Annotated in this window: 18 protein-coding genes; 17 read left to right on the top strand and 1 reads right to left on the bottom strand. The window is 48.8% G+C overall.

Going from position 1 to position 23,307, the window contains the following annotated elements:
- Positions 1-1,337 precede the first annotated feature (1,337 nt).
- The 7 genes from rsxC (at position 1,338) to era (ending at position 7,936) form a co-directional block, all read left to right on the top strand.
- On the top strand, positions 1,338-2,723 hold the full coding sequence (gene rsxC / locus K7I13_RS05860) for an electron transport complex subunit RsxC (protein ID WP_255948713.1): 1,386 nt from the start codon (positions 1,338-1,340) through the stop codon (positions 2,721-2,723).
- Positions 2,723-3,727, top strand: a complete 1,005-nt coding sequence (locus K7I13_RS05855) for an RnfABCDGE type electron transport complex subunit D (protein WP_255948712.1) — start codon at positions 2,723-2,725, stop codon at positions 3,725-3,727. The genes rsxC and K7I13_RS05855 overlap by 1 nt, the downstream gene beginning before the upstream one ends.
- Complete coding sequence (locus tag K7I13_RS05850; protein ID WP_255948711.1) at positions 3,724-4,848, top strand: FMN-binding protein; 1,125 nt, start codon at positions 3,724-3,726, stop codon at positions 4,846-4,848. Before K7I13_RS05855 ends, K7I13_RS05850 begins: the two co-directional genes overlap by 4 nt.
- Before the next feature lie 113 nt (positions 4,849-4,961).
- The gene (gene rsxE / locus K7I13_RS05845; protein ID WP_255948709.1) at positions 4,962-5,591 is read left to right on the top strand and encodes an electron transport complex subunit RsxE; all 630 of its coding nucleotides are present in this window, start codon (positions 4,962-4,964) and stop codon (positions 5,589-5,591) included.
- Positions 5,588-6,166, top strand: coding sequence for an electron transport complex protein RnfA (locus tag K7I13_RS05840; protein WP_255948708.1), 579 nt, complete (start codon positions 5,588-5,590; stop codon positions 6,164-6,166). Before rsxE ends, K7I13_RS05840 begins: the two co-directional genes overlap by 4 nt.
- Positions 6,167-6,175: 9 nt before the next feature.
- The gene (locus K7I13_RS05835) at positions 6,176-6,991 is read left to right on the top strand and encodes an RnfABCDGE type electron transport complex subunit B (protein ID WP_255948707.1); all 816 of its coding nucleotides are present in this window, start codon (positions 6,176-6,178) and stop codon (positions 6,989-6,991) included.
- A 9-nt stretch (positions 6,992-7,000) separates the two neighbouring features.
- Positions 7,001-7,936 (top strand): GTPase Era, encoded by a 936-nt coding sequence (gene era / locus K7I13_RS05830; protein WP_255948706.1) that lies wholly within the window; start codon positions 7,001-7,003, stop codon positions 7,934-7,936.
- Between the two features lie 207 nt (positions 7,937-8,143).
- Here the strand turns inward: era and K7I13_RS05825 are convergent, their stop codons facing one another.
- Entirely contained in the window at positions 8,144-8,617 is a 474-nt protein-coding gene (locus K7I13_RS05825; RefSeq protein WP_255948705.1) for a hypothetical protein, read from the bottom strand.
- Positions 8,618-8,934: 317 nt separating this feature from the next.
- Here K7I13_RS05825 and K7I13_RS05820 point away from each other — a divergent pair, with 317 nt between their 5' ends.
- The 10 genes from K7I13_RS05820 to K7I13_RS05780 all read left to right on the top strand — a co-directional run bounded on the left by K7I13_RS05820 (position 8,935) and on the right by K7I13_RS05780 (position 23,306).
- The gene (locus K7I13_RS05820) at positions 8,935-14,886 is read left to right on the top strand and encodes an Ig-like domain-containing protein (protein ID WP_255948704.1); all 5,952 of its coding nucleotides are present in this window, start codon (positions 8,935-8,937) and stop codon (positions 14,884-14,886) included.
- 230 nt (positions 14,887-15,116) lie between these two features.
- Positions 15,117-16,439, top strand: coding sequence for a uracil permease (gene uraA / locus K7I13_RS05815; RefSeq protein ID WP_255948703.1), 1,323 nt, complete (start codon positions 15,117-15,119; stop codon positions 16,437-16,439).
- A gap of 167 nt (positions 16,440-16,606) precedes the next feature.
- Positions 16,607-16,960, top strand: coding sequence for an alkaline phosphatase family protein (locus K7I13_RS05810; RefSeq protein ID WP_255948702.1), 354 nt, complete (start codon positions 16,607-16,609; stop codon positions 16,958-16,960).
- Positions 16,924-17,652 carry an alkaline phosphatase family protein gene (locus tag K7I13_RS05805; protein ID WP_255948701.1) on the top strand — a complete coding sequence of 243 codons (729 nt, stop codon included), beginning with the start codon at positions 16,924-16,926 and terminating at the stop codon, positions 17,650-17,652. The genes K7I13_RS05810 and K7I13_RS05805 overlap by 37 nt, the downstream gene beginning before the upstream one ends.
- Positions 17,622-17,780: a hypothetical protein gene (locus K7I13_RS05800; protein WP_255948700.1), complete on the top strand. Its 159-nt coding sequence runs from the start codon at positions 17,622-17,624 to the stop codon at positions 17,778-17,780. Before K7I13_RS05805 ends, K7I13_RS05800 begins: the two co-directional genes overlap by 31 nt.
- Before the next feature lie 47 nt (positions 17,781-17,827).
- The gene (locus K7I13_RS05795; RefSeq protein ID WP_255948698.1) at positions 17,828-18,547 is read left to right on the top strand and encodes a hypothetical protein; all 720 of its coding nucleotides are present in this window, start codon (positions 17,828-17,830) and stop codon (positions 18,545-18,547) included.
- A 236-nt stretch (positions 18,548-18,783) separates the two neighbouring features.
- Positions 18,784-19,764: a glycosyl hydrolase family 18 protein gene (locus K7I13_RS05790; protein WP_255948696.1), complete on the top strand. Its 981-nt coding sequence runs from the start codon at positions 18,784-18,786 to the stop codon at positions 19,762-19,764.
- Between the two features lie 265 nt (positions 19,765-20,029).
- A complete protein-coding gene (locus K7I13_RS15595) occupies positions 20,030-20,926 on the top strand; it encodes a glutamine synthetase III domain-containing protein (protein ID WP_369413706.1) in 897 nt (298 codons plus the stop codon).
- A 14-nt stretch (positions 20,927-20,940) separates the two neighbouring features.
- Positions 20,941-22,122 (top strand): glutamine synthetase III family protein, encoded by a 1,182-nt coding sequence (locus K7I13_RS15590; RefSeq protein ID WP_369413705.1) that lies wholly within the window; start codon positions 20,941-20,943, stop codon positions 22,120-22,122.
- Positions 22,123-22,925: 803 nt separating this feature from the next.
- Entirely contained in the window at positions 22,926-23,306 is a 381-nt protein-coding gene (locus tag K7I13_RS05780) for an ArsR/SmtB family transcription factor (protein ID WP_255948694.1), read from the top strand.
- Position 23,307: the final 1 nt, after the last annotated feature.

Here is a 23,307-nt window from a genome sequence, read left to right as displayed (position 1 = left end):
TCAACCGCATTCAGGGACCAGCCTGTTTTTACACAGAAAATATCGGCAAACACAATTTCAAAACCCGTATCAAAAATAAAGTTCTGGAAAGTCGGGAATGAAAAATCAAATGAAGCGCCGATTTTTACAACACGGTGGTTCAGAAGGATAGCCGAGACTCCCAGGTGGGGAGTAAAAGCGGAGGGGTAGCCGGATATTTCTGTACCTTCGCCGTAAATTCCCTTTGAGTCTGCCGGAGTAAAAGGACGGCCAAGTCCTGTTATTGAAAGTCCGATTTTAGTATTTCTCAGGAATCCGACGTCTCCGAAAACATATATCCAGCCGAGTTCTCCGCTGACGCCCCAGGAATTATCAGCCCCGAAGGAAGCCGTAATTCCCGCTCCAAGATATACCCTGTCGGTTAAATCTTTTGAGGCGGACAGATGCAGAGTTCCCGCTGTTCCGAGCGGAAGGGATTCATCAAAAGGCGAGGTGAGAAAATTCAGGCTCCCCGCAAAAACTCCAGCCCTGGTCGGAAAAACGGCACCTGCGTTAATTATGTGTCCCCAGCCGTCTTCATTGCCTGCCCCGATAAGGGCCGCATATGAGACATCGAGAACGGTCCGCTGCTCTCCGGCCCCGATCGCCGGATTTACAGCCAGCTCGCCGGGCAGAGCCGCATCAAAGGCTCCCCCGTTACACTTGTCCCGCGGCCAAGAAGGTCCGGGGAAAGAAATACCGAACTCCCGTCTCCTCCGATCGGCGGATTATATGCAAACAAAACTGCTGCACCTATTACCAAGAAAATAAATCCGAACACAGTACGCGGCCTGAAATACATTTATACTCCTTTAAGGTACGTTTCTGATACAAAGAAATAGCTAATTCTTTGTATCAGAAACATTTGCAATCGGAAGTAGTCAAATAATTTAAATTATTTGACTATACTCCTCCTGAGAAAAAGAACGGGCCAAAGAATTCAATCAGCCCTTATGCCATTTATAACAATAAAACATTATTATAGTTATTTTTCTTCCACTTAGTATTAATAATAATAAATTCCGTTAGTTATATGAAGTAGTCGGCAGGGATTACTGTTAATAATCCCCAAAACCTCCGCCATAAACGCGCAGAAATATCTCCGGAAACATGAATTTCCGGGTATTATGTTGTTTATATGCAATATATCGGTAATAAAACAGAAAAACTCGCTTATTTGAAAGAAAAAATATCTGTCCGGATAAAATGACGGTTTTTTTATCTGGAATTTAAAAAAATGGATATAAACAAAAGTACTGACGGTTTTTCTCCGAAAGGAAAGTCTTGACTTGAGATTTCTGGCGGGATAGTATCACAGAATGAATATTAAATCCTTCAGGGGAGGAATCCATCCTCCCCAACGGAAGAAAATAACGGAAAATCTTCCTATAGAACCTCTCTTTCCCCATACGAATGCGGTATGTATTCCCATAACCCAGGGAGGGGCGCCGAACGCTCCCATAGTTAAAGTAGGCGATACTGTTGCCCGGGGCCAGAAAATAGCGGAATCCGACGCATTCATGTCTGTACCCGTCCATGCTTCGATTGCGGGCGTAGTGAAAAAAATAGAAAACCATCTTGTTATCGGAAATACGGACGCTCTTTGTATTATTATTGAAGATGACGGGTCCGGACAAACCTCCTTTATGGATCCCCTCGATCCTTTCACCTGTACTACCCAGGACGCTGTCAAACGTGTCCGGGATGCGGGTATTGTCGGTATGGGTGGAGCTTCTTTTCCGACCCATGTAAAACTGAATCCCCCGAAAGAATGCAAAATTGATTTACTGATTGCGAACGGTGCTGAATGCGAACCCTATCTGACTATTGACGCCCGCATGATGCAGGAGTCAGCCTCAAAAATAGTTGACGGCATCGCAATAGCCATGCGCATAACCGGCGCGTCCCGGGGTATTATTGCGGTTGAAGACAATAAACTTGATGTCCTGCCCTATCTGGAAAAGGCGGTCGCGGAACTGCGGGCAAATCCCATCGGGGCCGGCGCCCGGAATATTTCGGTAGCATACTGTAAAACAAAGTACCCCCAGGGAAGTGAGAAAATCCTTATCAAAGCCCTTACCGGGAAAGAGGTGCCTTCCGGCTGCCTTCCGGCCCATGTCGGCTGTGTCGTTAATAATGTGGGAACGCTGAAAGCTATTTCGGAAGCCTTCAGGGAAGGGAAACCGCTTATCGAACGGACTCTGACCGTTTCCGGCGGGTCCTGTGTTAATCCAAGAAATATAGAAGTTCCGGTCGGGACGCTCCTTGGCGATCTGATCCCGTCGTCTTTTACCCTGCATCCCGGAACAATAAAAATTGTAGTCGGCGGCCCCATGATGGGAATTGCCATGAAAAGCGCTAATTTTCCCATTATAAAAAGTACGTCCGGTATCCTGTTTTTGTCGGCAAAAGAAGCTTCAATTGAAGAGGAAGGCGCCTGTATAGGCTGCGGCCGCTGCATCCCTGCCTGTCATTGCCGTCTGATACCCGTGCAGATGATGAAAGCGCTCAAGGCTTCCGACCTTGAAGAATCAAAACGTTACGGCTTGATGGATTGTGTCGAATGCGGCGCATGCGACTACGTTTGTCCGGCCCGGATAAAACTCGTACAGCGTTTCCGTGAAGGAAAACAGCTTGAACGGGCTGAAATACAAAAAAAGAAAGAAATGGCCGCCGCTCAAAACTCAGCCAAAGGGGTCCGGTAATGGCAGAATCCGACAGAAATGAAATATATTTATCATCCAGTCCTCATATATTAACGCCTATTGCGACCAGGCATATAATGCTTGTTGTTGTACTCACCCTGCTTCCGATTGCCGTTTACGGAGTTTACCTTTACGGAATGCCGGCGCTTGTCCAGATTCTCACAGCGGTTATTTCCTGTGTTGCTTTTGAATCTTTGTTCCGGTTTATTATGAAAAAAGACATCCGCGCGGGTGATTTTTCAGCTGTCATTACCGGTCTTCTGCTGTCCATGACCCTGCCTCCGGCCATTCCGGTCTGGATGACTATTACGGGCAGTTTCTTTTCTATTATAATAGCCAAGGAGTTTTTCGGAGGACTTGGAGCGAATGTGTTTAATCCTGCTCTTTCCGGCAGGGCTTTTATGTTTGTCAGTTTTTCGGCTGCCATGAGCAAGTGGATTGCTCCCCGGACCATGGACGCCGTTTCTTCCGCAACAATGCTCGGCCGCATGACGAACCCGGAAGGCTCTGTGTTATCCATTTCCGAAATCGTGCAGAATTCAGGGTTTGATTCAAAAGCCGATCTGTACTGGCGCTATTTTACCGGCGAACGGAGCGGGTGTATCGGCGAATCGGCGATAATACTGATTCTGATTGCATTTTTTGTGCTTCTCGTTACAAAGGTAATAGACTGGCGGGCCCCTGTTGCCATGGTAGCAACGGCGGTCCTTGTTTCCTGGATCGCGGGTTATGATCCGCTTCTTGTACTTCTCTCCGGCGGACTGCTTTTCGGCGCCGTTTTTATGACAACAGACTATACCACTTCACCTGTCACTCCCTGGGGCAGAATCCTTTTCGGCGCCGGCTGCGGCCTTATTACGGCCTTTATCCGGATTTTCGGCGGATATCCCGAAGGAGTTATGTTCAGCATTCTTATTATGAATTCCCTCGTTCCCTTTCTTAACAGAATTATTCCGCGCAAATACGGCTGGCAGCCAGGGAAAAAGGAGCAGGCAGCAAAATGAAAAACATGGTAAAACTTGCTCTGATACTGACAGTCTTTGCTTCCGTTGCCTGTGTCGCTCTTGCCCTGGTATACAATGCAACGGCTCCTATTATTGAGGGGGCAAAAACCAGGGAGGAATTTGCCGTTTTTCAGGAATTTTTCCCGAATGCGACAGGATTTGAGGATGTAAAGAATAATATTGAAAGCGGCAGCAGTTCAATTTCATTTGACACGGCCTATGTAGCAAAAGAACAGGATTCCGTCATTGGCATGGTTATCAGCGCGACAGGAAGAACCTACGCGACAACTACCGTTCTTCTTGCCGTGGATATGAACCGGAAAATCAAGACTCTGAAAATAAATACGAGCGATACGCCGGGTATCGGCTCAAAGGCCGCCGAATCTCCTTTTAAGGACCATTTTCCCGGAAAATCGGTTGATGACGAATTCAAGCCGGGCACTGATATTCAGGCTATATCTGGCGCGACTATCAGCTCCCGGACTATTTCAAGCCTTATTAAAACAGCTTCTTATCAGGCCGCCGATTACCTTGCGTCGCATTACGGCGGATTATCCGGCAGCGGCGGATCGGCTCCCATTTCTGCGGACCTCACACCGATGTCTGTTACTGACGCCCTTGCCGAACTGTTCCCCGGAGCGGACGCGGAGCCTCTGCCTGCCCGGTCCATAACAAACACTGTGGAAAGAAGTATTGTACTGACGGACGCCTGGCTGGTAAAAAAAGACGGTTCCGTAATAGGCGCGGCAGTGCAGGGCAGGGGGCAGACCTATCATGCTTCCACCATTCTGGTCGGTGTCGCCATGGACCGTACTCTCGCCGGGATACGGATTAACGCTACTACTGATACGAGAAATTACGGGTATGAAATGCTTAACCCCAATTTTTATCTGCAGTTTGCAGGCAAATCGGTTGACGACGATTTTACAGCAAATTCGGCGAAAATAGGTTCGGACATTGATGCGCTTTCCGGCGCAACTTCCAGCAGCATGGGAGTAGCGAATATAGTCAAAATTGCCGGATATGAGGCGGCTAATTTCCTCGCGGAACAGTATGGCGGGAAAACAGCTCCTTCCGGGGCCGGTAATTTCATATTAAACACTATACCGGACGAACAATAAAGATCAGTATAGTCAAACAATTTGAATTATTTGACTATTTCCGATTGTAAGTGTTTCTTATGTAAAAAATTAACCAATTCTTTACATAAGAAACGTAAATTAAAGGAATATACATGAAAAAATACGGAAAAATATTCGCAAACGGCCTGGTTACGGAAAACCCTCTGCTCGTTCTGATGATAGGGCTCTGTTCCTCCCTGGCGATTACGACCAGTGTCGCCAACGGACTCGGGATGGGACTCGCCATGACCTTCGTTCTGCTTATGAGCGAAATAATAGTAAGCCTGTTCAGAAAACTGATACCGGACGCAATCCGCATTCCTGTTTTTATAATTATCATTGCGACTTTTACTTCCATAGTGGATTTTCTTATGCAGGCCTTTACCCCCGGGCTGTCCAAATCAATGGGCGTTTTCATCCCTCTTATTGTTGTTAACTGCATTATCATGGGACGGGCCGAAGCCTTTGCCTCAAAACGGCCGATTGATGAAGTGGTTTTTGACGCGCTTGGCATGGGAATCGGGTATACCTGGGTGCTTGTCGCTATTTCCCTGATACGTGAAATACTGGGTTCCGGAACTATTTTTAAAATTCCGGTTATCCCGCAGGAATACACAATAGGTTTTTTCAATCAAGCGCCCGGAGGCTTCTTTGTTTTCGGACTGATGATAGCCATTACCTTTTCGATAAAAAAATACGCTGAAAAAAGAAAACAGATCGCGGCAAAGGAGGAAGAAAAATGAGCGAGCTAATGAAAATTTTTCTTTCATCGATGCTTTCCGATAACGTTGTTCTTATTCAGTTTCTTGCCCTGTGTCCTTTTATAGGAATGTCAACTGATGTTAAAAAATCAACAGGAATGGGAATGGCCGTGCTTTTTGTCATGGTTCTGGCAACGGCGGTAACCTATCCGATATATACCTTTATTCTGCAGCCGATGGGACTCGGCTTCCTTCAAACCCTTATCTTTATTCTCATTATCGCAAGCCTTGTCCAGCTTGTTGAATTTTACCTGAAAAAAAGCATTCCTTCGCTGTACAATTCAATGGGAGTATATCTGCCGCTTATCACAACAAATTGCGCTATCCTGGCTGTAACCCTGAATGTTATTATCAAGGAATATAATTTTGCACAGGGGCTGGTGTACGCCGCCGGAACTTCCGCGGGATTTCTTGTTGCGCTCATATTATTCGCCGGGATCCGGAAGCAGATAAAAATTGCGCCTGTCCCGAAATTCCTGCAGGGAACGCCCATTCTGTTTATAGCGGCGGCCCTTCTTTCGCTTGCGTTCGGCGGGTTCAAGGGCCTTTTAAATTAGGAGAAAAAAGTGCACATTATTATTGCGACCTTCATAGTTTCAGCTGTACTTGCGCTGGTACTCGGATTTCTGCTCGGGTTTTTCAAAAAAATCTTTCATGTTGAGACAGACCCTACCGTCGAAATGATCCTGAACGCGCTCCCCGGTTCAAACTGCGGGGCCTGCGGGTATCCGGGCTGTGCGGCCTGCGCCGAGGCCATAGCCGGCGGACTGGCTCCCGTTACCGCCTGTACTTCAGGCGGCGCGGACGTAACAAAGGCTGTCTGCGCGATTATGGGCGTTGAGGCGGAAGCGGATACCCGTGTGGCTGTTCTCTTGTGCCAGGGAACAACCGAAAAAACAATGAACAAGGCAGACTACATCGGCGTAAAAACCTGCCGGGCGGTAAAAATTTCAGTAAATGGCCTCAAACTCTGCGACTACGGCTGCATAGGGATGGGCGACTGCGAAGCTGTCTGCAAGTTCGATGCGATACACATCGGAAAAGACGGCCTTCCCCATGTTGATTATTCAAAATGTACCGGCTGTAACGCCTGTGTTAAGGAATGCCCTCAGAAAATCCTTACAACAGTCTCCAATGTACAGAAAGGGGCTATTGCGCTCTGTTCAAACCGCAATCCCCGCAAGGCCCAGGTCATCAAGGACTGCAAAGCGGGCTGTATAAAATGCGGAAAATGTGAAAAAGTCTGCCCCGTAAAGGCTATCAGGATAGTAAACGGCATCCCCCTGGTTGACTATTCCCTCTGTAATTCCTGTAATGACTGCGTAAAGCAATGCCCGACGAAGGTCCTTGCCCTGACCGAAACAGTCATTCAGCCGGTGTGAGATATCTTTATGGAAGAAAATAAAAAAACTGAACAGCAGCCGGACCCTGTGGAAAAAAAACGCTGCGCGGTTGTTGCGATTATAGGCCGGCCTTCCGCGGGCAAGTCCACTTTCCTGAATACAGTCTGCGGGGAAAAAGTTTCAATTGTTTCCCCGGTACCCCAGACAACCAGAAATGCAATCAGGGGGATTGTAAACGGTTCGCGGGGCCAGCTCGTATTCATAGATACGCCGGGTTATCATGATTCCGAAAAAAAGATGAATCTGCGCCTGCAGCGGCTTACAAGGGAACGTATTCCGGAATCCGACTGTATTCTGTATCTCATAGACTCGGTCCGTGAACCGGGGAATGAGGAAGACCGGATATGTGAAATTCTGAAACCGGTTTCTTCCAGGGTTGTTATCGGACTTAACAAGATCGATCTGCCTTCCGCAAAACCATCCCGTATCCGCCGCTATCTTGAAGAAAAACTTCCGGAAATGCCGGCCAGCAGAATATTTGAAATTTCAGCGGAGAAAGACCGGCATATTGGTCCCCTGCTTACCGCCTTATTTGATCTTTCCCCTGAGGGAGACATTCTGTATCCCGAGGAGCTGTATACCGATCAGGAAGTTGAATTCCGTATTGCCGAAATCATCAGGGAAAAGGCAATTCTCCATACCAGGCAGGAAATACCCCATGCCATGTATGTTGACATAGCCGATATGGAAATGAAGCGCAACGGAAAGGAACTGTGGGTCAGGGCCTTTCTGGTGGTCGAGCGGGAAAGCCAGAAGGCCATGGTCATAGGCAAGGCCGCGTCAAAAATAAAAATGATCCGGGAAGAAGCCATGAAAGAGTTCCGGCATATTTTTTCCTATTATATCCATCTTGATTTACAGGTGCGGGTCAACAAAAACTGGCGCCAGAAAGACCCCCTTCTCGGCCGGCTGCTCGGAAGATAAACTCAGGACAAATAAAATACTCCGCCGCAGAGCAGAGCTGAACCGGGGCGGTTCAGGCAGACCTTCGGTCTGGGTTATTCGCAGGTCGCGGACGCGGCCATTACATACCTTACAGAACCAGCCGCAGGCTGATTAAACCCTCGCATCGAATAAAAAAGGCCGTCTTCCTTATGGAAAACAGCCTTTCAGGTGATCAGTGGGTTCTGATTAGAACCAGAAGCGGACACCGAGATTAACCGGAATAGTCCAGTAGAATCCGCCTGAATTGCTTGCAATCCGCGCGCCAAAACCCGGAGCTACCTGCAGATACAGCTCGATAACGTTTTTCGCCAGTTTGAGGTCCAGCCCTATCGGTATGCGTCCGCCGACAGTAAAGGCTACATTATCTCCAAGCCAGACGCTTCCGAAGATACCACCGCCGATATAGAAGCTCAGCGGGCCGGTAATGGTCGGATTGTAGAACCAGTAGTCACCGGTTACACCAACGCCAAAAGAATTGTCGCCGAAGCCGAAGTCAACAGCGAAATACCAGGGATGTCCGAAACTGAATGTCAGTGCCGCCCCTCCGCCAACACCTGTTCCGAATGTCCCGCCAGCCTGCACGCCGATGCCGAATGCGAATACATTTACTGTTCCAACACAGAGTAGTATTGCTACAACGGCAATAATTTTCTTTTTCATAGCTTTCTCCTTATGATTTTAAGAAATTACTTGTTTTAAAAGTATACATATGTAATAGAAAAATCAAGGTAAACCTCCCTGTTTTTTGCGAATTTTGGCAAAAAACAGCCGATTTCTGTTACAATAAATTTACAATTCTTTTTTCCCTTTTTTTAGAAACCTGACTTATAATTATTTTGAGCAAATTTTTCTCATAATCGGGTAATAATTTGCACCAATTATAATGGGCACAGGACTTGCCGTTAGCTGCCAAAAAACAGCGGAAAGGCCGGGCTGCTTACAAGAATTACAGAAATATATAAAAGGGAGACAAAGTAATGAACAAATTCATGAAAGGGGCGGGCATTTTCATTTTGCTGATAATGCTTATTTCGCTCACGGCATGTCAGAATCCGTTTTTTTCTGATGTGGAAAACAAGGAAAAGAACAATTCCTCTATAGTGAAATCGGTGGGGCTGAACAGCACAAACCAGACCCTGTATGTAGGACAAAGCTTCCAGCTCGAAGCGACTATTATGCCTACAAACGCGCCGAACCAGAATGTTTCATGGCAATCAAACGATGATACGGTCGTAACCGTAGACGAAGATGGCCTTATGACCGCAATCAAAGAAGGCAGCGCGGTAATAACGGTAACTTCCGAAGACGGGAAAAAGAAAGACACCTGTCAGGTTACCGTAACCAGGCAGCTCATCCATGTAGAAGATATTGCCCTGCATACTATATCACTGACCGTGGCGCAGAACAGCGTGGGCTTTATTAGCGCGACAGTATCACCTGCCAATGCAACAGACTGTTCCCTCCGCTGGAGTTCAAGTCACCCGAATATTGCGACCGTAGTTGACGGCGCAGTTAACGGCATAAGTCCCGGTGAAGCAATTATTACGGCTATTTCAAAAAGCAACGGCGAAATCCAGGCATCCTGTTATGTGACGGTTTCCGAGTCCGTTTCTGTTCCTGTACAGGTTGCGTTTAATACACAGGGCGGCAGTTCAATAGAAACACAAACGGTTAATACCGGTGAAGCAATCGTAAAGCCTGCTGATCCGACCAAATCGGGTTATGTATTTGACGGATGGTTCCTGACTTCGGCCTGCGTCGGAAGTCCCGTAACATTCCCGTATACGATTACTACCGGCGGCATTACGCTGTACGCGAAATGGACTGATACATCGTCGGCAGTGGCGGTAACCGGCGTAAGTCTGAATATCAAGACCCACGCGATGAGCGTCGGTGAATCTGTGAACCTCCAGGCCACGATAAGCCCCGCCAATGCGACCAACCAGCAGATAACCTGGACAAGCAGCGATACCTCCAGGGCGTCTGTGGTAAACGGCCAGGTAACCGCGCTCGCGGCAGGTTCGGTAACGATAACCGTCACAACGGCGGACGGAAACAAAACCGATACTTCCAGCATAACCATTACAGCTGCCCAGGAAATGGTGACCGTCCAGTTTGAAACCCAGGGCGGAAGCAGCATAGCAGCGAAAACCATACAGAAAAACGGCCAGCTCAGCGATCCCGGAGCCCCGACCAAGCTTGGTCACCGGTTTATCGGCTGGTATACAAATTCGGAAGGGACAGGATCAAAAATAACCTTCCCGTATACAGTAACATCGAGTATTACACTGTACGCGAAATGGGAAGTACCCGTTACCGGCGTTACCCTGAACAAGACAGCGACTACCATAGCCGCCGGCGGCACGGAAACCCTTACGGTGACCATAGCGCCTTCCGATGCGACAATTAAAACAGTCCAGTGGCGTTCAGCGGATCCTTCCGTTGCGACGGTAGATTCAACCGGAACAGTTACCGGCGAACAGGCCGGAGGTTCCACGACCATAATTGTCAGGACTGATGACGGAAGCTATGAAGCCTCCTGCACGGTGACCATAAGCGGGTCAGTCGCGGCAACCGTAACCTTCGATTCAAAGGGCGGTTCTGCGGTATCGGCATGGACCGGCCAGACCGGCGACCAGATAGCGAAGCCCGCAAACCCAACTCAAACCGGTTATACCTTTGACGGCTGGTACATTGACGAAGCATATACCGGCAATCCGGTCGCCTTCCCGTATACGGTAAGCGGTACCATAACCTTGTACGCAAAATGGACCGAAGCAGCTTCCACAATAGCTGTTACCGGCGTTTCTCTTGACAAGACCACCCATACAATGGGTGTCGGCGAATCGGTAACGCTGGCTGCTGCCATCGCTCCGGCGAATGCGACCAACCAGCAGATAAGCTGGACAAGCAGCGACACCTCAAAAGCGACCGTTGCAAACGGCCAGGTAACCGCGCTTGCCGCGGGAACGGTAACAATAACCGTTACCACCGACGACGGCAGCAAAACGGCGGCCTGCACGGTAACCGTAAAAACAAAGTCGACCGTAACATTCAATTCGGCAGGCGGCAGTGATGTGGCTGCTCTAACGGTTTATACCGGGGACACAATCGACAGACCCGCCAATCCGACCCTTACCGGCAGTACCTTTGCTGAATGGTATACAAGCGGAGCGTATACAGGCGAACCCGTCAGTTTCCCGTATACAGTTTCCGGAAATGTTACGCTGTACGCGAAATGGATAGTTAATGTAAGCAGCGTGACTCTTGACCGGTCAACGCTTGAAATACGGGTAGGCGATGAGGAAACTCTGGCCGCGACTATACTTCCTTCAAACGCTGCGAACAAAACAGTGACCTGGACATCAGGTTCACCTTCTGTTGCGACTGTCGTAAACGGACTGGTAAAAGGTATTTCTGCGGGAACGGCCACAATAACGGCAGCAAGTGTTGACGGGAACCGTATGGCAACCTGTACTGTAACTGTCGCGGAAGCTCTGGTCCTGTGTGCGACGCCTGCGATCAGCGCAACAAGCGGCACCACCGCAACAAGCTTTATCCTTACCACCGCAACTTCCGGCGCGGATATCTATTACACCACGGACGGAACGGCCCCGACCACGAGCAGCACGAAATATACCGCGGGATTCACTCTTGCAGCAGGAACCCATACGGTAAAGGCGATCGCGGTAAAAGCCGGTATGTCAAACAGTAATGTATTTACCGGAACCGTAACGGTCAGCGCCGCTTATGACGGTATTATTATCTTTGTAAAGAACTCTTCTGCTCCGACTATCTGGGTCTGGGAACAGAGCGGCAAGGAAGTCTCCAAAAATATGGGAGGCACATATCCCGGTTCAGCGATGTCTGCGGCAACATCAACATATATGGTAGCGCCGAGCGGCTGGTATATGTATCAGATTCCGGCAGCCGAACTTACGACACCGGGAAAGGCCCTTTCGTTTATCCTGAACGGCGGCAGCAATATTGTTACAACAAAGACAGCCACCTTCTGGTATGATAACGGAACCTATTCAGATACGGACCCGACAGCTTCCAACGGTAATGGTTCTGATGAAGACCTTACCATTTATGTAAAGAGTTCTTCCGCCCCGAAAATCTGGATGTGGGAAAACAGCGGCAAGCAAATATCCCTGAATATGGGATATACCTGGCCCGGCGCAACAATGACTGCCGCTTCAGGAATGAATGATCCGACCGGCTGGTATATGTTTACCGCTCCAAAGGCACAGCTGACGTCCCCGGGAAAAGCTATATATTTCCAGCTGAACAGCGGCGGCAATATAACAACAACAAAGACAGCCACCTTCTGGTATGATAACGGGACCTTCTATGACGCTGATCCGACCACACCTTCACAGCCGGTCGTTCCGACGGTGACTATTTCTCCGGCTTCCGGAACTGTCGCCCTGACCGGAAATATTACCGTAACCCTGACTAACGGCGGGTCTGCCATCACCTCGGCGAGCGTAACAGTAAACGGATCAAGTTATACATACGCAAACTTTGTGAGCAATGTGCTGACGGTCCCTGTTTCTACCGTTACGTCGTCGGCGGGAACGGCTATTTCGGTCAGTGTGAGCGCGACAAACGCCGTCGGGACCTCAACCGGCAGCGCTTCGCTGACAACCGCCGCGTCTTCCGATCTGACGATCTATATAAAGGCCGGATCGGCCCCGACAATCTGGGTATGGGAAGAAGGCGGGAAGTCAATATCCACGAACATGGGATATACCTGGCCGGGAACCGCAATGGACGCAGCCTCAAACCTGAACTATTCAGTCGGCTGGTACCAGTTTGTCATTCCCGAAGCGCAGCTGACTTCGCCGAGAAAAACCATTAGCTTTATCCTGAACAGCGGCAGTGATGTTACTACCGCAAAAACGGCCACCTTCTGGTATGACAGCGGGACCTATTATGACGCGGACCCGACCATTCCTCCGGCTCCCGAGGCCCCGACAGTGACCATTACACCCTCAAGCGGTGAAATAGCGCTTAACGGATCAATCAAAATCGCGCTGACGAATGGGTATGCGAACATTACAGACGCGAGTGTGACAGTCAATTCGTCAAGCTATACCTACAGTGATTTCACGAATAATCTGCTGACGGTGCCGGTTTCAGGTATTACCTCGACCGAAGGCGCGACCATAAATGTCAACGCAAGCGTAACAAATGATTTCAACACTTCGACAACCAGAACAGCTTCCGCTGTGTATACGACAGTAGACCGGGCCGTCGATGTGTTTACCTGGGACAATGCTCTTGTATACTTTGTCCTGACCGACCGGTTCTATGACGGCGATTCCAGCAATAACAACAGCTATAACCGCAGAAGCGGCGGTTATAACAATGCTCCGGCCCTCGCAACCTTCCAGGGCGGCGATATAAAGGGTATGACCGAAAAGCTGGATTACCTTGAAGACCTCGGCGTTAACGCGATCTGGATAACCGCGCCCTACGAGCAGATCCACGGATGGGTTTCCGGAAAAGACAAGGCCTTCCCGCATTATTCGTTCCATGGCTACTATGCCCTGGACTGGACCTATATGGACAAGAATGTGGGTACAATTGAAGAATTCCGGACCTTCGTGAATACGGCCCATTCAAAAGGCATTCGCGTAGTAATGGACGTTGTTATCAATCATACCGGCTACAACAATACCGAAGATATGATAACCTATAACTTCGGCGCGACCTCCCAGACCCAGCACGGCTGGCTGGCCCAGGTCGGCGGTGTCTGGGACGCGAATGATGGGAATAACTGGTCCGATTCCGCCTGGGGCAACTGGTGGGGCGAGTGGGTCCGCGCGTTCGAAGGAAAATTCGGTTTCGCACCTGAAGGTTCCGGTGAACTGACCGGTTCCCTCGCGGGACTCCCTGACGTGGTTACCGAAAGGACCTCAAGCGTTACAATTCCCACCTTCCTGAAACAGAAGTGGGCGGCTGAAACCGCGGCGGCGGGCTACGGCAACTGGATACTTCCGGCGGCTTCAAGCCTGAGAGCCGACAATCTCGGCGCTCCGGCCGACTACCTCATCAAGTGGCTTGCGGCCTGGGTAGAAGAATTCGGAATCGACGGCTTCCGCTGTGATACGGCAAAACATGTTGACCGTTACCGCTGGGGACAGCTCAAGTCCGAAGCGAACGCGGCCCTCCAGCGCTGGAGAAACAGCTCAAGGGCCAGCGGAGACGCGAGATACTGGGATGAAGATTTCTGGATGACCGGGGAAGACTTCGGCTTCACTATCGGAAGCATGAATGGTTCCGATTACTACACGACCGGTGGATTTGATTCAATGATCAACTTCTCGTTTAACGGAACCTCCGGCGGCACCGGACGCACGCCGACAACCAGCGACTGGGAAAGCTATGCGTCTACCATTAACAGCAGCTCGGGACGGAACATGCTGTCCTATGTTTCCAGTCATGATACCGGACTGCACCGGCCCGGCGACCAGAAGAATCTGGGAACCATGCTTGTGCTTCTGCCCGGCGGCGTACAGATTTACTACGGTGATGAAACCGCCCGTCCGAACGTTGACGGTCTCGGCGATGCCGATATGGCTACCCGCGGCTTCATGAACTGGTCGGCTGAAAACGGCGATGTAGCGACCCACTGGAAGAAGGTTGGTTCCTTCAGGAAAAACCATCCGGCAGTCGGCGCGGGAACGCAGACCAAGATTGAAACCAATACCTATGGCCGCGTTTACAGCAAAGACGGCTTTACTGATAAAGTTGTTATCAGAATAGGCGCGAGCGGATCGACCTCCGTTAATGTGGGGACCATCTTCTCGAACGGCACCCTAGTACGCAATGCCTATGATGGAACAACGGCCGCCGTATCTGGAGGGGCAGTAACCTTTACCGCTTCAAACGGAGTAATTCTTATCGAAGCGGCTGACTGAGATAGTCCGCTGATTCTGTGAAACTTCAAGTCCGGCAGGAAATCCTGCCGGACTTTTTTTGTATGCAGCGAATATGCAGCAGTTTGGGGAGAGAAGCTTTGCTTCACCCGCAACTGCCGTGTAAAGACGCTGCGCAGCTTTAAATCTTCCATAAAATATATGGAAATGAACCCGCGGATAACTTGCTGTGTTGGTTTTGTTTATGCTATTCTGGCTGGCGGAGGTTGAGTATGTCAGATAATATTATTGGGGTCAATGAGCGCCCGCCGCTCGGAAAATGGATCCCGCTGAGTTTTCAGCATGTTTTCGCCATGTTCGGTGCCACTGTTCTGGTTCCCTTATTGACCGGACTCAGTCCGTCGGCAGCCCTTTTTTCAGCCGGATCAGGAACTCTGATCTATATTCTGGTAACGGGGGCCAAGGTACCGGCCTTTCTCGGTTCGTCCTTCGCCTTTATTCCGCCCCTGCTTGCCGTGAGCCAGGCCCAGGGTCTGGGAATGCCTTATGCGCTGGGAGGCGCTGTTGTTGCGGGACTGTTCTATTGTGTCGTGGCTTTTATCATTAAACTGACAGGTACCGGCTGGCTTGACCGGATACTTCCGCCTATTGTTATCGGGTCGGTAATTATTGTTATCGGACTTAATCTCGCGCCAACCGCGATGAGCATGGCCATGAATAATGCGGACGGCAATTACAGCCTTGTGCACTTTTCAATTGCCGGCGTAACGCTGGCTGTCGCTATTATTGCGACCATCTTTTTCAAGGGTTTTTTCAATGTTATTCCAATTCTGATAGGACTGGTAGCGGGATATCTTTTTACCTTTATTATGGGGCTGTTTATTCCGGCTTATCATATTCTCGACTTCCAGCCTGTCAAGGATGCCGGCTGGTTCAGCCTTCCGACATTCCAGATCCCCAAATTCAATCTGATGGCTTCGCTCACCTTTGTTATTGTTTCCCTCGCGACCATCTGCGAGCATCTGGGCGATGTTATGGTGACGAGCCGGGTCGTGGGTACGGACTTTTACAAAAAACCGGGTCTGCACCGGACGCTTGCCGGCGATGGTCTTGCGACCGCTTGGGCTGCGTTCTGGGGCGGTCCGCCGAATACGACATACGGTGAAAATATCGGTGTTATGGCAATTACCCGGGTATACAGTGTATGGGTTATCGGCGGCGCCGCGGTTATCGCGGTTTTACTGTCCTTTATTTCGAAATTCGGAGCAATCATTCAGACAATACCGACCCCGGTTATGGGCGGTATTTCAATGCTTCTGTTCGGTATCATAGCTTCCAGCGGACTGCGGACTATTGTTGAAAGCGGGGTCGATTTCAAATGCAAACGGAATCTCACAATCTGCTCCGTAATCCTTGTGGTCGGCATCGGCGGCGGACGGCTGGCTTTCCCGGTCGGCGGCGGCCTTAACTTTGAACTGGCCGGCGTTGCTCTAGCAACAGTTATCGGAATTGTTCTCAATCTGGTACTCCCGAAAACGGTTGATAAAAACGAGGCCGCTCCTGTTGCCGCGGAAGCTGCAAAAAAAGAAGACTGATTCACAGCGAACGAGCCTCCGAGGAGGCTCATTGTTTTCGTCCAATCATGAGGGGCCTGAACAGGCCTCTTTTTTTATGCCTGAAAATAGTGTATAAGTGAACATACGGTTTCAGGACCGGAAGCCGGGAACTGATCCGGTTCCGGCCGTATAAAGGGGTTTGCGGAATGGGAAGAATAGTTTTTCCCGATTATTCGAACAGTATTTTAAATCTCGTTTCTTCAATACTGGGGTACTACAATGTTCCCGCAAACTACCATGAGCTGGATGTTCTTACACAATACCTTGAAAAACGCCGCAAAAATATAGTGCTTATGATTTTCGACGGCATGGGCGCCGATATGCTCGCAAAAAACGCGCTGCCTTCTGGCTTCCTTCTGAACCATGCCATAAAGCGGATCACTTCCGTATTTCCGCCGACAACTGTCGCCGCGACAATGTCATATTATTCGGGACTCTCCCCGAACGAACATGGCTGGCTCGGATGGTCTCTTTTTTCAGGGAATACGGCAGAGCAATAGACGTTTTTTCAAACACGGACAGTATAACCGGAAAATCCGCTGGCGGCCCCCATGCTGCCCATACCCTGATGCCGTTTAAAACTGTTTTTGAACAGATCCGGGATGCCCGGAATAATGCTGTGCAGACCTATTTGGTCAGTCCCTCCTTTGTCCGCATCCCGGATTCGCCTGCGGTACGCGTGCATGCGGAAACTGTTGAAACGCTCTGTTCCGGAGTGGCCTCGCTCTGTTCCAGGCCCGGAGAAAAATTCATTATGGCTTACTGGCCAGAGCCTGACGCGACTATGCATGAGACCGGCTGCTATTCAGATGAAGCGAAGGCAGTCATCCGGAATATAGACGCCTGCGTGGAAAACCTTGCCGGAAATACCGGCGATACTCTTTTTATTATCTCGGCTGACCATGGTCTGATTGATATTTCGGAAACAGTCTGGCTTAACGGAAAGAATGATATACTCGAATGTCTTATTATGCCGCCGTTCATGGAAGACCGCGCTCTTTCCTTTTATGTAAAGGAAGAAAAAAAGGATCTGTTTGAAAAAAAATTCGGGCAGTATTTCGGGGATGATTTTCTGCTGCTTTCAAAAAAGAAGTTTTTGAAAGAAAACTGCTGGGGAAGGGGACCCGTCACGGGAAAACGGCGGACTTTACAGGCGATTATATGGCCTGCGCCACCGGGACCAGAATGCTGAGGTATAGGGCCCTGAACGGAAAAGAGCGGCCGGGAATGAAAGGGCATCATGCCGGACTGCTTGAACAGGAAATGATAGTTCCCCTCATTGTTGCCTGTAATGAGGGCCGGGCCGCATCCGGTAAATAGGCAATTACAGTGTTAATACGTCATTTTGGAAGAAATAGTAGGGATGTGTGGATAGGCCTGGTTTTGTAGATTTTATTAATCTTCAGAAAGAATCCCTTCTTTATGAGTTAAAGAATAGAATGGCAGAATGCTTGTCTGCTACAACGAAAGAACGGTTATTCCGGCATGCAAAAACTTATAATTGGGAAATAAGCGTTCTGCCTAAGACTGATTTCGGTAAAGTCTTAATTATTAAAAAGCAGGGCAGTAAAATTCCTGAAATTTGGGTTTGCAGTACTTATACAAAATATAGGGCGGCCTTCAATAAATATCTTTTTGAGTATTTTAATATCTCGGAAAAAATACCCCAAAAATATCATGTTGATCATAGTCTTCCTAAGTCACGTTTTGGAAAGAACTTCCCTGACTATTTTATTAGATTGTTTTTGATAAATCATGATGTAAATTGTTCTTATGGCGCTGTTTTTGAAAAAACTTTTTACCAATTTGAGTCAACTAAAAAACCCTCTGGTGGTTTTCATGTTGATTTAATAGCTACTTTAAAGATTTTTGGATATTCACTTATTGCCAAAAAATCAACTCATACAGAACGGAATGAATGGGCATTAATTACATCAAAAAAATTAGAAAAAGACGGACTTGAAAATTGGGAATGGCATTCCCCAGGATTATTGTCATTAATTTATCGTGGGTATCAGGATTTAAATCTTGAAAAAACAATAAATTCGAAACATTTTACAGTCCAACTATATCAAGAACATGTTTGAAAAATAGGGTAATCATTAGAAGCTGTAACCGGAAACGCCCTACGCTGTCTGTTCGAGCCGTATGTCTAAGTTTCGGGCTGCTGCCGACATAGAAATATTTTCCAATTCCCCGGCATGCGGGTTTTCAGAATGGTTTTCATACTGTATTATAGAATGTAACATAATGTGAACTGCTTTATTAATAAAAGAGTGATATTACATAAATGTCTGCAGCGAGACTCAGGAGTTTTATTAGTATGAAGCATTTTTCATCAGGCGTTATTTTTTTCTTTATTGCCGTGACTGTTCTGCCGGCGCAGCTCAATGAACGTGATCTGGTTAATCCTCCTTCTTCCGTATTCACCGAAATATGGGCCTATCTCATGGACGGAGAAGAAGACCGTTTTGATTACAGCGCCCCGGTGACCGACATCGGATATTTCGGGGCAGGACTGAATACCTTCGGGAAACTGGTGGGAGTGCCTGATCCTGCAAAGATTGCCAGGTTCCCCGGAAAAATTCACCTGATTGTTGTGGACAACGGCCGGGCCTTAACCCATTTTTCACTTAATCCGGCCTATAATGTCCGGGAAGAACTTATCACTGATATCGTACAGGCGGCGGAACCCTTCGACGGAGTACAGATTGATTTTGAACTTGTCCCGAAGGAAGACAAGGAGCATTATCTTTCTTTTCTTTCCATGCTCAAGAGCCTTCTCGGCGAAAAGATGCTTACTGTAGCGATCCCCGCACGGACGCGCTACCTGGAACGGGACGCCTATGACTATGCGAGAATTGCCCGAACCGTGGACAGGGTTATTGTTATGGCCTATGACGAACACTGGAGTACAAGCGCTCCCGGACCCGTGGCCTCTTTTGACTGGTGCCATCGGGTTTCACAATATGCCCTCGCGACCATAGGGCAGGAAAAACTTGTTATGGGCCTGCCTTTTTACGGACGAGCCTGGGGAGATATAAACCCCTCCCGGGCTTACCGGCATGTCACTCTTTCGGAACTCATCAAAGACAAGAAAGTTTCCGGAATTACCCGCCAGCAGGGCGTCCCGACATTTACCTATCAGGAAACGGTCAGCGTAACTGTTTACTTTGATGACGCCATATCGATCGCGGCCCGCGCGAAAATGTATGAACGGGATGCCGTACGGTCCATAGCTTTCTGGCGGATCGGGCAGGAAGACCCCGCTGTATGGAAGTATTTATCTGTTGCGCAATTTTAACAGATTTTTATATTTTTTTCACTTATGGCCTTTCCCCTCTGTTTATGCTCCTGAAAAAGGGATACAATTACCGCAGAAAGTCCTGGCAATCCCCGGAATGCAGGAAATAATGCGTTTTCTGAAAATAAGGAAGAAATTCCGCATCCAGATATTGCACAAATATACAGAAAATAGTATAAATATTGCATAAATATTTAATTATGCCGGTATGCAAGGGGGTATGCAGGCAATTTTCCGGACTTCCGGATAATGAGGAGGCTCAGATATGCCCTTTAACGAGACTTATGGTATCAATGCATTCGGCGATTTTGTGATGAAAGAACGTCTTCCCAAGGCAACCTATAATGAACTCAAAAAAGTTCAGGAGGGTGAACTTGAGCTGACCGCCTCCGTTGCCGAAGTTGTCGCGAACGCGATGAAAGACTGGGCTATAGAAAAAGGCGCGACGCACTATACCCACTGGTTCCAGCCAATGACAGGCCTGACGGCAGAAAAACATGATTCCTTTATTTCTCCGACGCCGGACGGCCGCGCAATCCTGGAATTTACCGGCAAGGAACTCCTTCAGGGAGAGCCGGACGCTTCAAGCTTTCCGTCAGGCGGACTCCGGGCGACCTTTGAGGCGCGCGGCTATACGGCCTGGGACGTTACCAGCCCGGCCTTTATCTGCGAGGAAGGCTGCAGTAAAATCCTGGTAATCCCGACCGCCTTTATTTCCTACCGCGGAGAAGCCCTGGATAAAAAAACGCCTCTTCTGCGTTCAATGCAGGCTATCAGCGGGCAGGCTATGCGCGTTGTACGGGCCCTCGGCAATACAACATCCAAACGGGTAATTTCTTCAGTCGGCGCCGAACAGGAATACTTTCTCGTTGACGCAAAACTCCACGCGACCCGGCAGGACCTTGTGCTTACCGGCCGGACGGTTTTCGGGGCCCTGCCTCCAAAAGGACAGGAACTGGAAGACCACTATTTCGGAAAAGTCCCCGAACATGTAACAGCTTTTATGTCGGAAGTAAATGAGGAACTCTGGAAAATAGGTATCCCGGCAAAAACCCAGCACAATGAGGTCGCCCCAAACCAGTTTGAACTTGCCCCCATTTATGATGTTTCGAATGTGGCCACCGACCAGAACCAGCTTGTCATGCAGACTCTGAAAAAGTAGCGGCCCGCCACGGCATGGTCTGTCTCCTGCACGAAAAGCCTTTCCGGGGCGTAAACGGATCGGGCAAACACAACAACTGGTCCATAGGCACGGATGACGGCATCAATCTCCTGAAACCGGGCGATACGCCGGAAGACAACCTGTCCTTCCTCGTGTTTGTTTCAGCCGTAATAGCGGCGGTGGATATCTACGCGCCCCTTCTCCGACTGTCGGCCGCGAACGCTGGAAACGACCACAGGCTTGGAGCGAACGAAGCTCCGCCCGCCATTATTTCAATATTTCTGGGCGACCAGCTCCAGAATATTTTCCAGTCGATAGCCGAAGGAAAACCGATCAAGACCGACGGGGGCAAAAAACTCGAGCTGGGTGTGAATACCCTGCCGAAACTCCCCATGGATCTGACCGACCGGAACCGGACCAGTCCTTTTGCCTTTACAGGGAACAAGTTCGAATTCCGCATGGTGGCTTCTTCGGAATCCATCGCCGGACCTATCTTTACCCTGAACACTATTGTAGCCGAGTCCCTCTCCCAAATCGCGGACAGGCTGGAAAAGGCAAAGGACATACCGGCGGCCGTAAAGGAAATTGTCACCGATACCTGGAAAAAACACAGCAGGGTAATATTTAACGGAAACGGCTATACCGATGAATGGGTTAAGGAGGCTGAAAAGAGGGGACTCCCGAACCTCCGCAGCTCGGTTGACGCCTGGCCCTATTTCGCGAAAAAAGATTCCGTTGAGGTTTTCACCAGACACAAGGTCCTTACCCAGCAGGAAATCGAGGCCCGCCTTGAAATCGTGCTTGAAAAATACTCAAAAATTCTCAATATTGAGGCCATAGTCACGTATGAAATGGCCGCGCAGGTAATCCTTCCCGCCTGTTCAGCCTATTCAGCCGAACTTGCCGGACAAATCCAGATACTTGAAGCTTCCGGAATGAGGCCGGACTCACTGAACAAGAAACTGGGCGATATTGTGTATCTGGTCGAGCAGGCCGCAAAAATAGCGGAAAAACTCGACGCGGACAGGAAGGCGGCCAAGGCGGAACAGGATGTCCAGAAACAGGCTGAAACCTACCGGGATACCGTGTTCAATTCAATGGAAGCTCTCCGGGCCCCTGTGGACCGGCTGGAAAAGATAGTCCCGCGCGAATACTGGCCTGTGCCTACCTACGAAGACCTGCTCTTCCACATATAATACAGCTTTTGACCTCCTGAAATACTTCGGGCCGTCCTCGAAAAAAGGACGGCCTGTTTTTTTATGGCCAGCCTGTCCGTGTAAAGCCATTTAATGGAATATCCTGGAAAACCCCTCGGATTTTCCAAGACTTATTACAACACTTATTATAAGTATTATAATAAGTCGGTGCCTCTTCAGGTTCACGAAAATCAACTTTGTGCTGATACCGAGATTGGTTCACGGAGAAGTCATGCTATTAAGCCTCCTTCACGCCCTGTGTTACCCCTTATATGAAAAGCATTATACCCGCCAAGAATCCGCTGCCGAAGTTTTTTTCTTATATACTTACCGGTAGGTATATAATCTTTCTTTCTGAACACAGATCAAACATACCCTTCATCCTGAAACAGCCTTATCCTGTTTTACTTTTCAGGCAACATTGGTTCGTCTGTAAACTTGGCGTTAAAAATACCCCTTAATGTAAGAAAAGCACTGCACCAACCAAAAATTTTGTGCCAACGTCTTGTATGCTGTATACTTACCGGTAAGTATGCAATCTTTCTCCCCGCGCACAGATCAAACATTCCCCTTGGCCTGAAACAAGTGTATCCTGTTTTCCTCTTCACCCAAAATTGGTTAGCCTGTAAGACTGACGTAAAAAATACCCCTTAATGTAAAAAAAGTACTGTACTCACCCAAAATTCAGCGCCAAAGGCTTTTCGTTGTATACTTACCGGTCGGTATGCAGATTTTCTCTGAAACTATAATAAATACCAAATTTACCCTTGACAACTTGAACAATTGAGCATATATTCAAATGTATGAAGAATGAAGATGAAAAAATTATCCAGGGGGATGAACCGGAAAACGGTCATGTCCATGAAAATGATGTTGCCCGGGCCCGCTCAAAAATGCCTGAAGAGGAATTGCTGTGCGATCTGGGTGATTTTTTCAAAACGCTCGGCGACTCGACCCGGATACGGACCGTGGCCGCCCTGATGTCAGGCGAGCTGTGTGTCTATGACATTGCTGCTGTCCTCGATATGAGCGTATCGGCTGTTTCCCACCAGCTCCGCGTACTGAGGCAGGCAAAAATTGTCCGCACGCGGCGCGATGGAAAACAGATTTACTACTCGATTGATGATGAGCATGTCGGAATACTGTTCACCATTGGTCTTCAGCATATTCGAGAAGGAAAATAGT

This window comes from Brucepastera parasyntrophica, from assembly GCF_022376835.1.
GTDB classification, from domain to species: Bacteria; Spirochaetota; Spirochaetia; order Treponematales; family Treponemataceae; genus Brucepastera; species Brucepastera parasyntrophica.
This window is presented reverse-complemented; position numbering and strand designations above follow the sequence as displayed.

Coding starts and splice junctions, on each gene's coding strand:
- K7I13_RS15590 (WP_369413705.1), top strand. CDS start 20,941: ATGGTCTGTCTCCTGCACGAAAAGCCTTTCCGGGGCGTAAACGGATCG.
- K7I13_RS05790 (WP_255948696.1), top strand. CDS start 18,784: ATGAAGCATTTTTCATCAGGCGTTATTTTTTTCTTTATTGCCGTGACT.
- K7I13_RS05825 (WP_255948705.1), bottom strand. CDS start 8,617: ATGAAAAAGAAAATTATTGCCGTTGTAGCAATACTACTCTGTGTTGGA.
- K7I13_RS05810 (WP_255948702.1), top strand. CDS start 16,607: ATGGGAAGAATAGTTTTTCCCGATTATTCGAACAGTATTTTAAATCTC.
- rsxC (WP_255948713.1), top strand. CDS start 1,338: ATGAATATTAAATCCTTCAGGGGAGGAATCCATCCTCCCCAACGGAAG.
- K7I13_RS05840 (WP_255948708.1), top strand. CDS start 5,588: ATGAGCGAGCTAATGAAAATTTTTCTTTCATCGATGCTTTCCGATAAC.
- K7I13_RS05820 (WP_255948704.1), top strand. CDS start 8,935: ATGAACAAATTCATGAAAGGGGCGGGCATTTTCATTTTGCTGATAATG.
- uraA (WP_255948703.1), top strand. CDS start 15,117: ATGTCAGATAATATTATTGGGGTCAATGAGCGCCCGCCGCTCGGAAAA.
- K7I13_RS05855 (WP_255948712.1), top strand. CDS start 2,723: ATGGCAGAATCCGACAGAAATGAAATATATTTATCATCCAGTCCTCAT.
- rsxE (WP_255948709.1), top strand. CDS start 4,962: ATGAAAAAATACGGAAAAATATTCGCAAACGGCCTGGTTACGGAAAAC.
- K7I13_RS05800 (WP_255948700.1), top strand. CDS start 17,622: ATGGCCTGCGCCACCGGGACCAGAATGCTGAGGTATAGGGCCCTGAAC.
- K7I13_RS05850 (WP_255948711.1), top strand. CDS start 3,724: ATGAAAAACATGGTAAAACTTGCTCTGATACTGACAGTCTTTGCTTCC.
- K7I13_RS05780 (WP_255948694.1), top strand. CDS start 22,926: ATGAAGAATGAAGATGAAAAAATTATCCAGGGGGATGAACCGGAAAAC.
- K7I13_RS15595 (WP_369413706.1), top strand. CDS start 20,030: ATGCCCTTTAACGAGACTTATGGTATCAATGCATTCGGCGATTTTGTG.
- era (WP_255948706.1), top strand. CDS start 7,001: ATGGAAGAAAATAAAAAAACTGAACAGCAGCCGGACCCTGTGGAAAAA.
- K7I13_RS05805 (WP_255948701.1), top strand. CDS start 16,924: ATGGTCTCTTTTTTCAGGGAATACGGCAGAGCAATAGACGTTTTTTCA.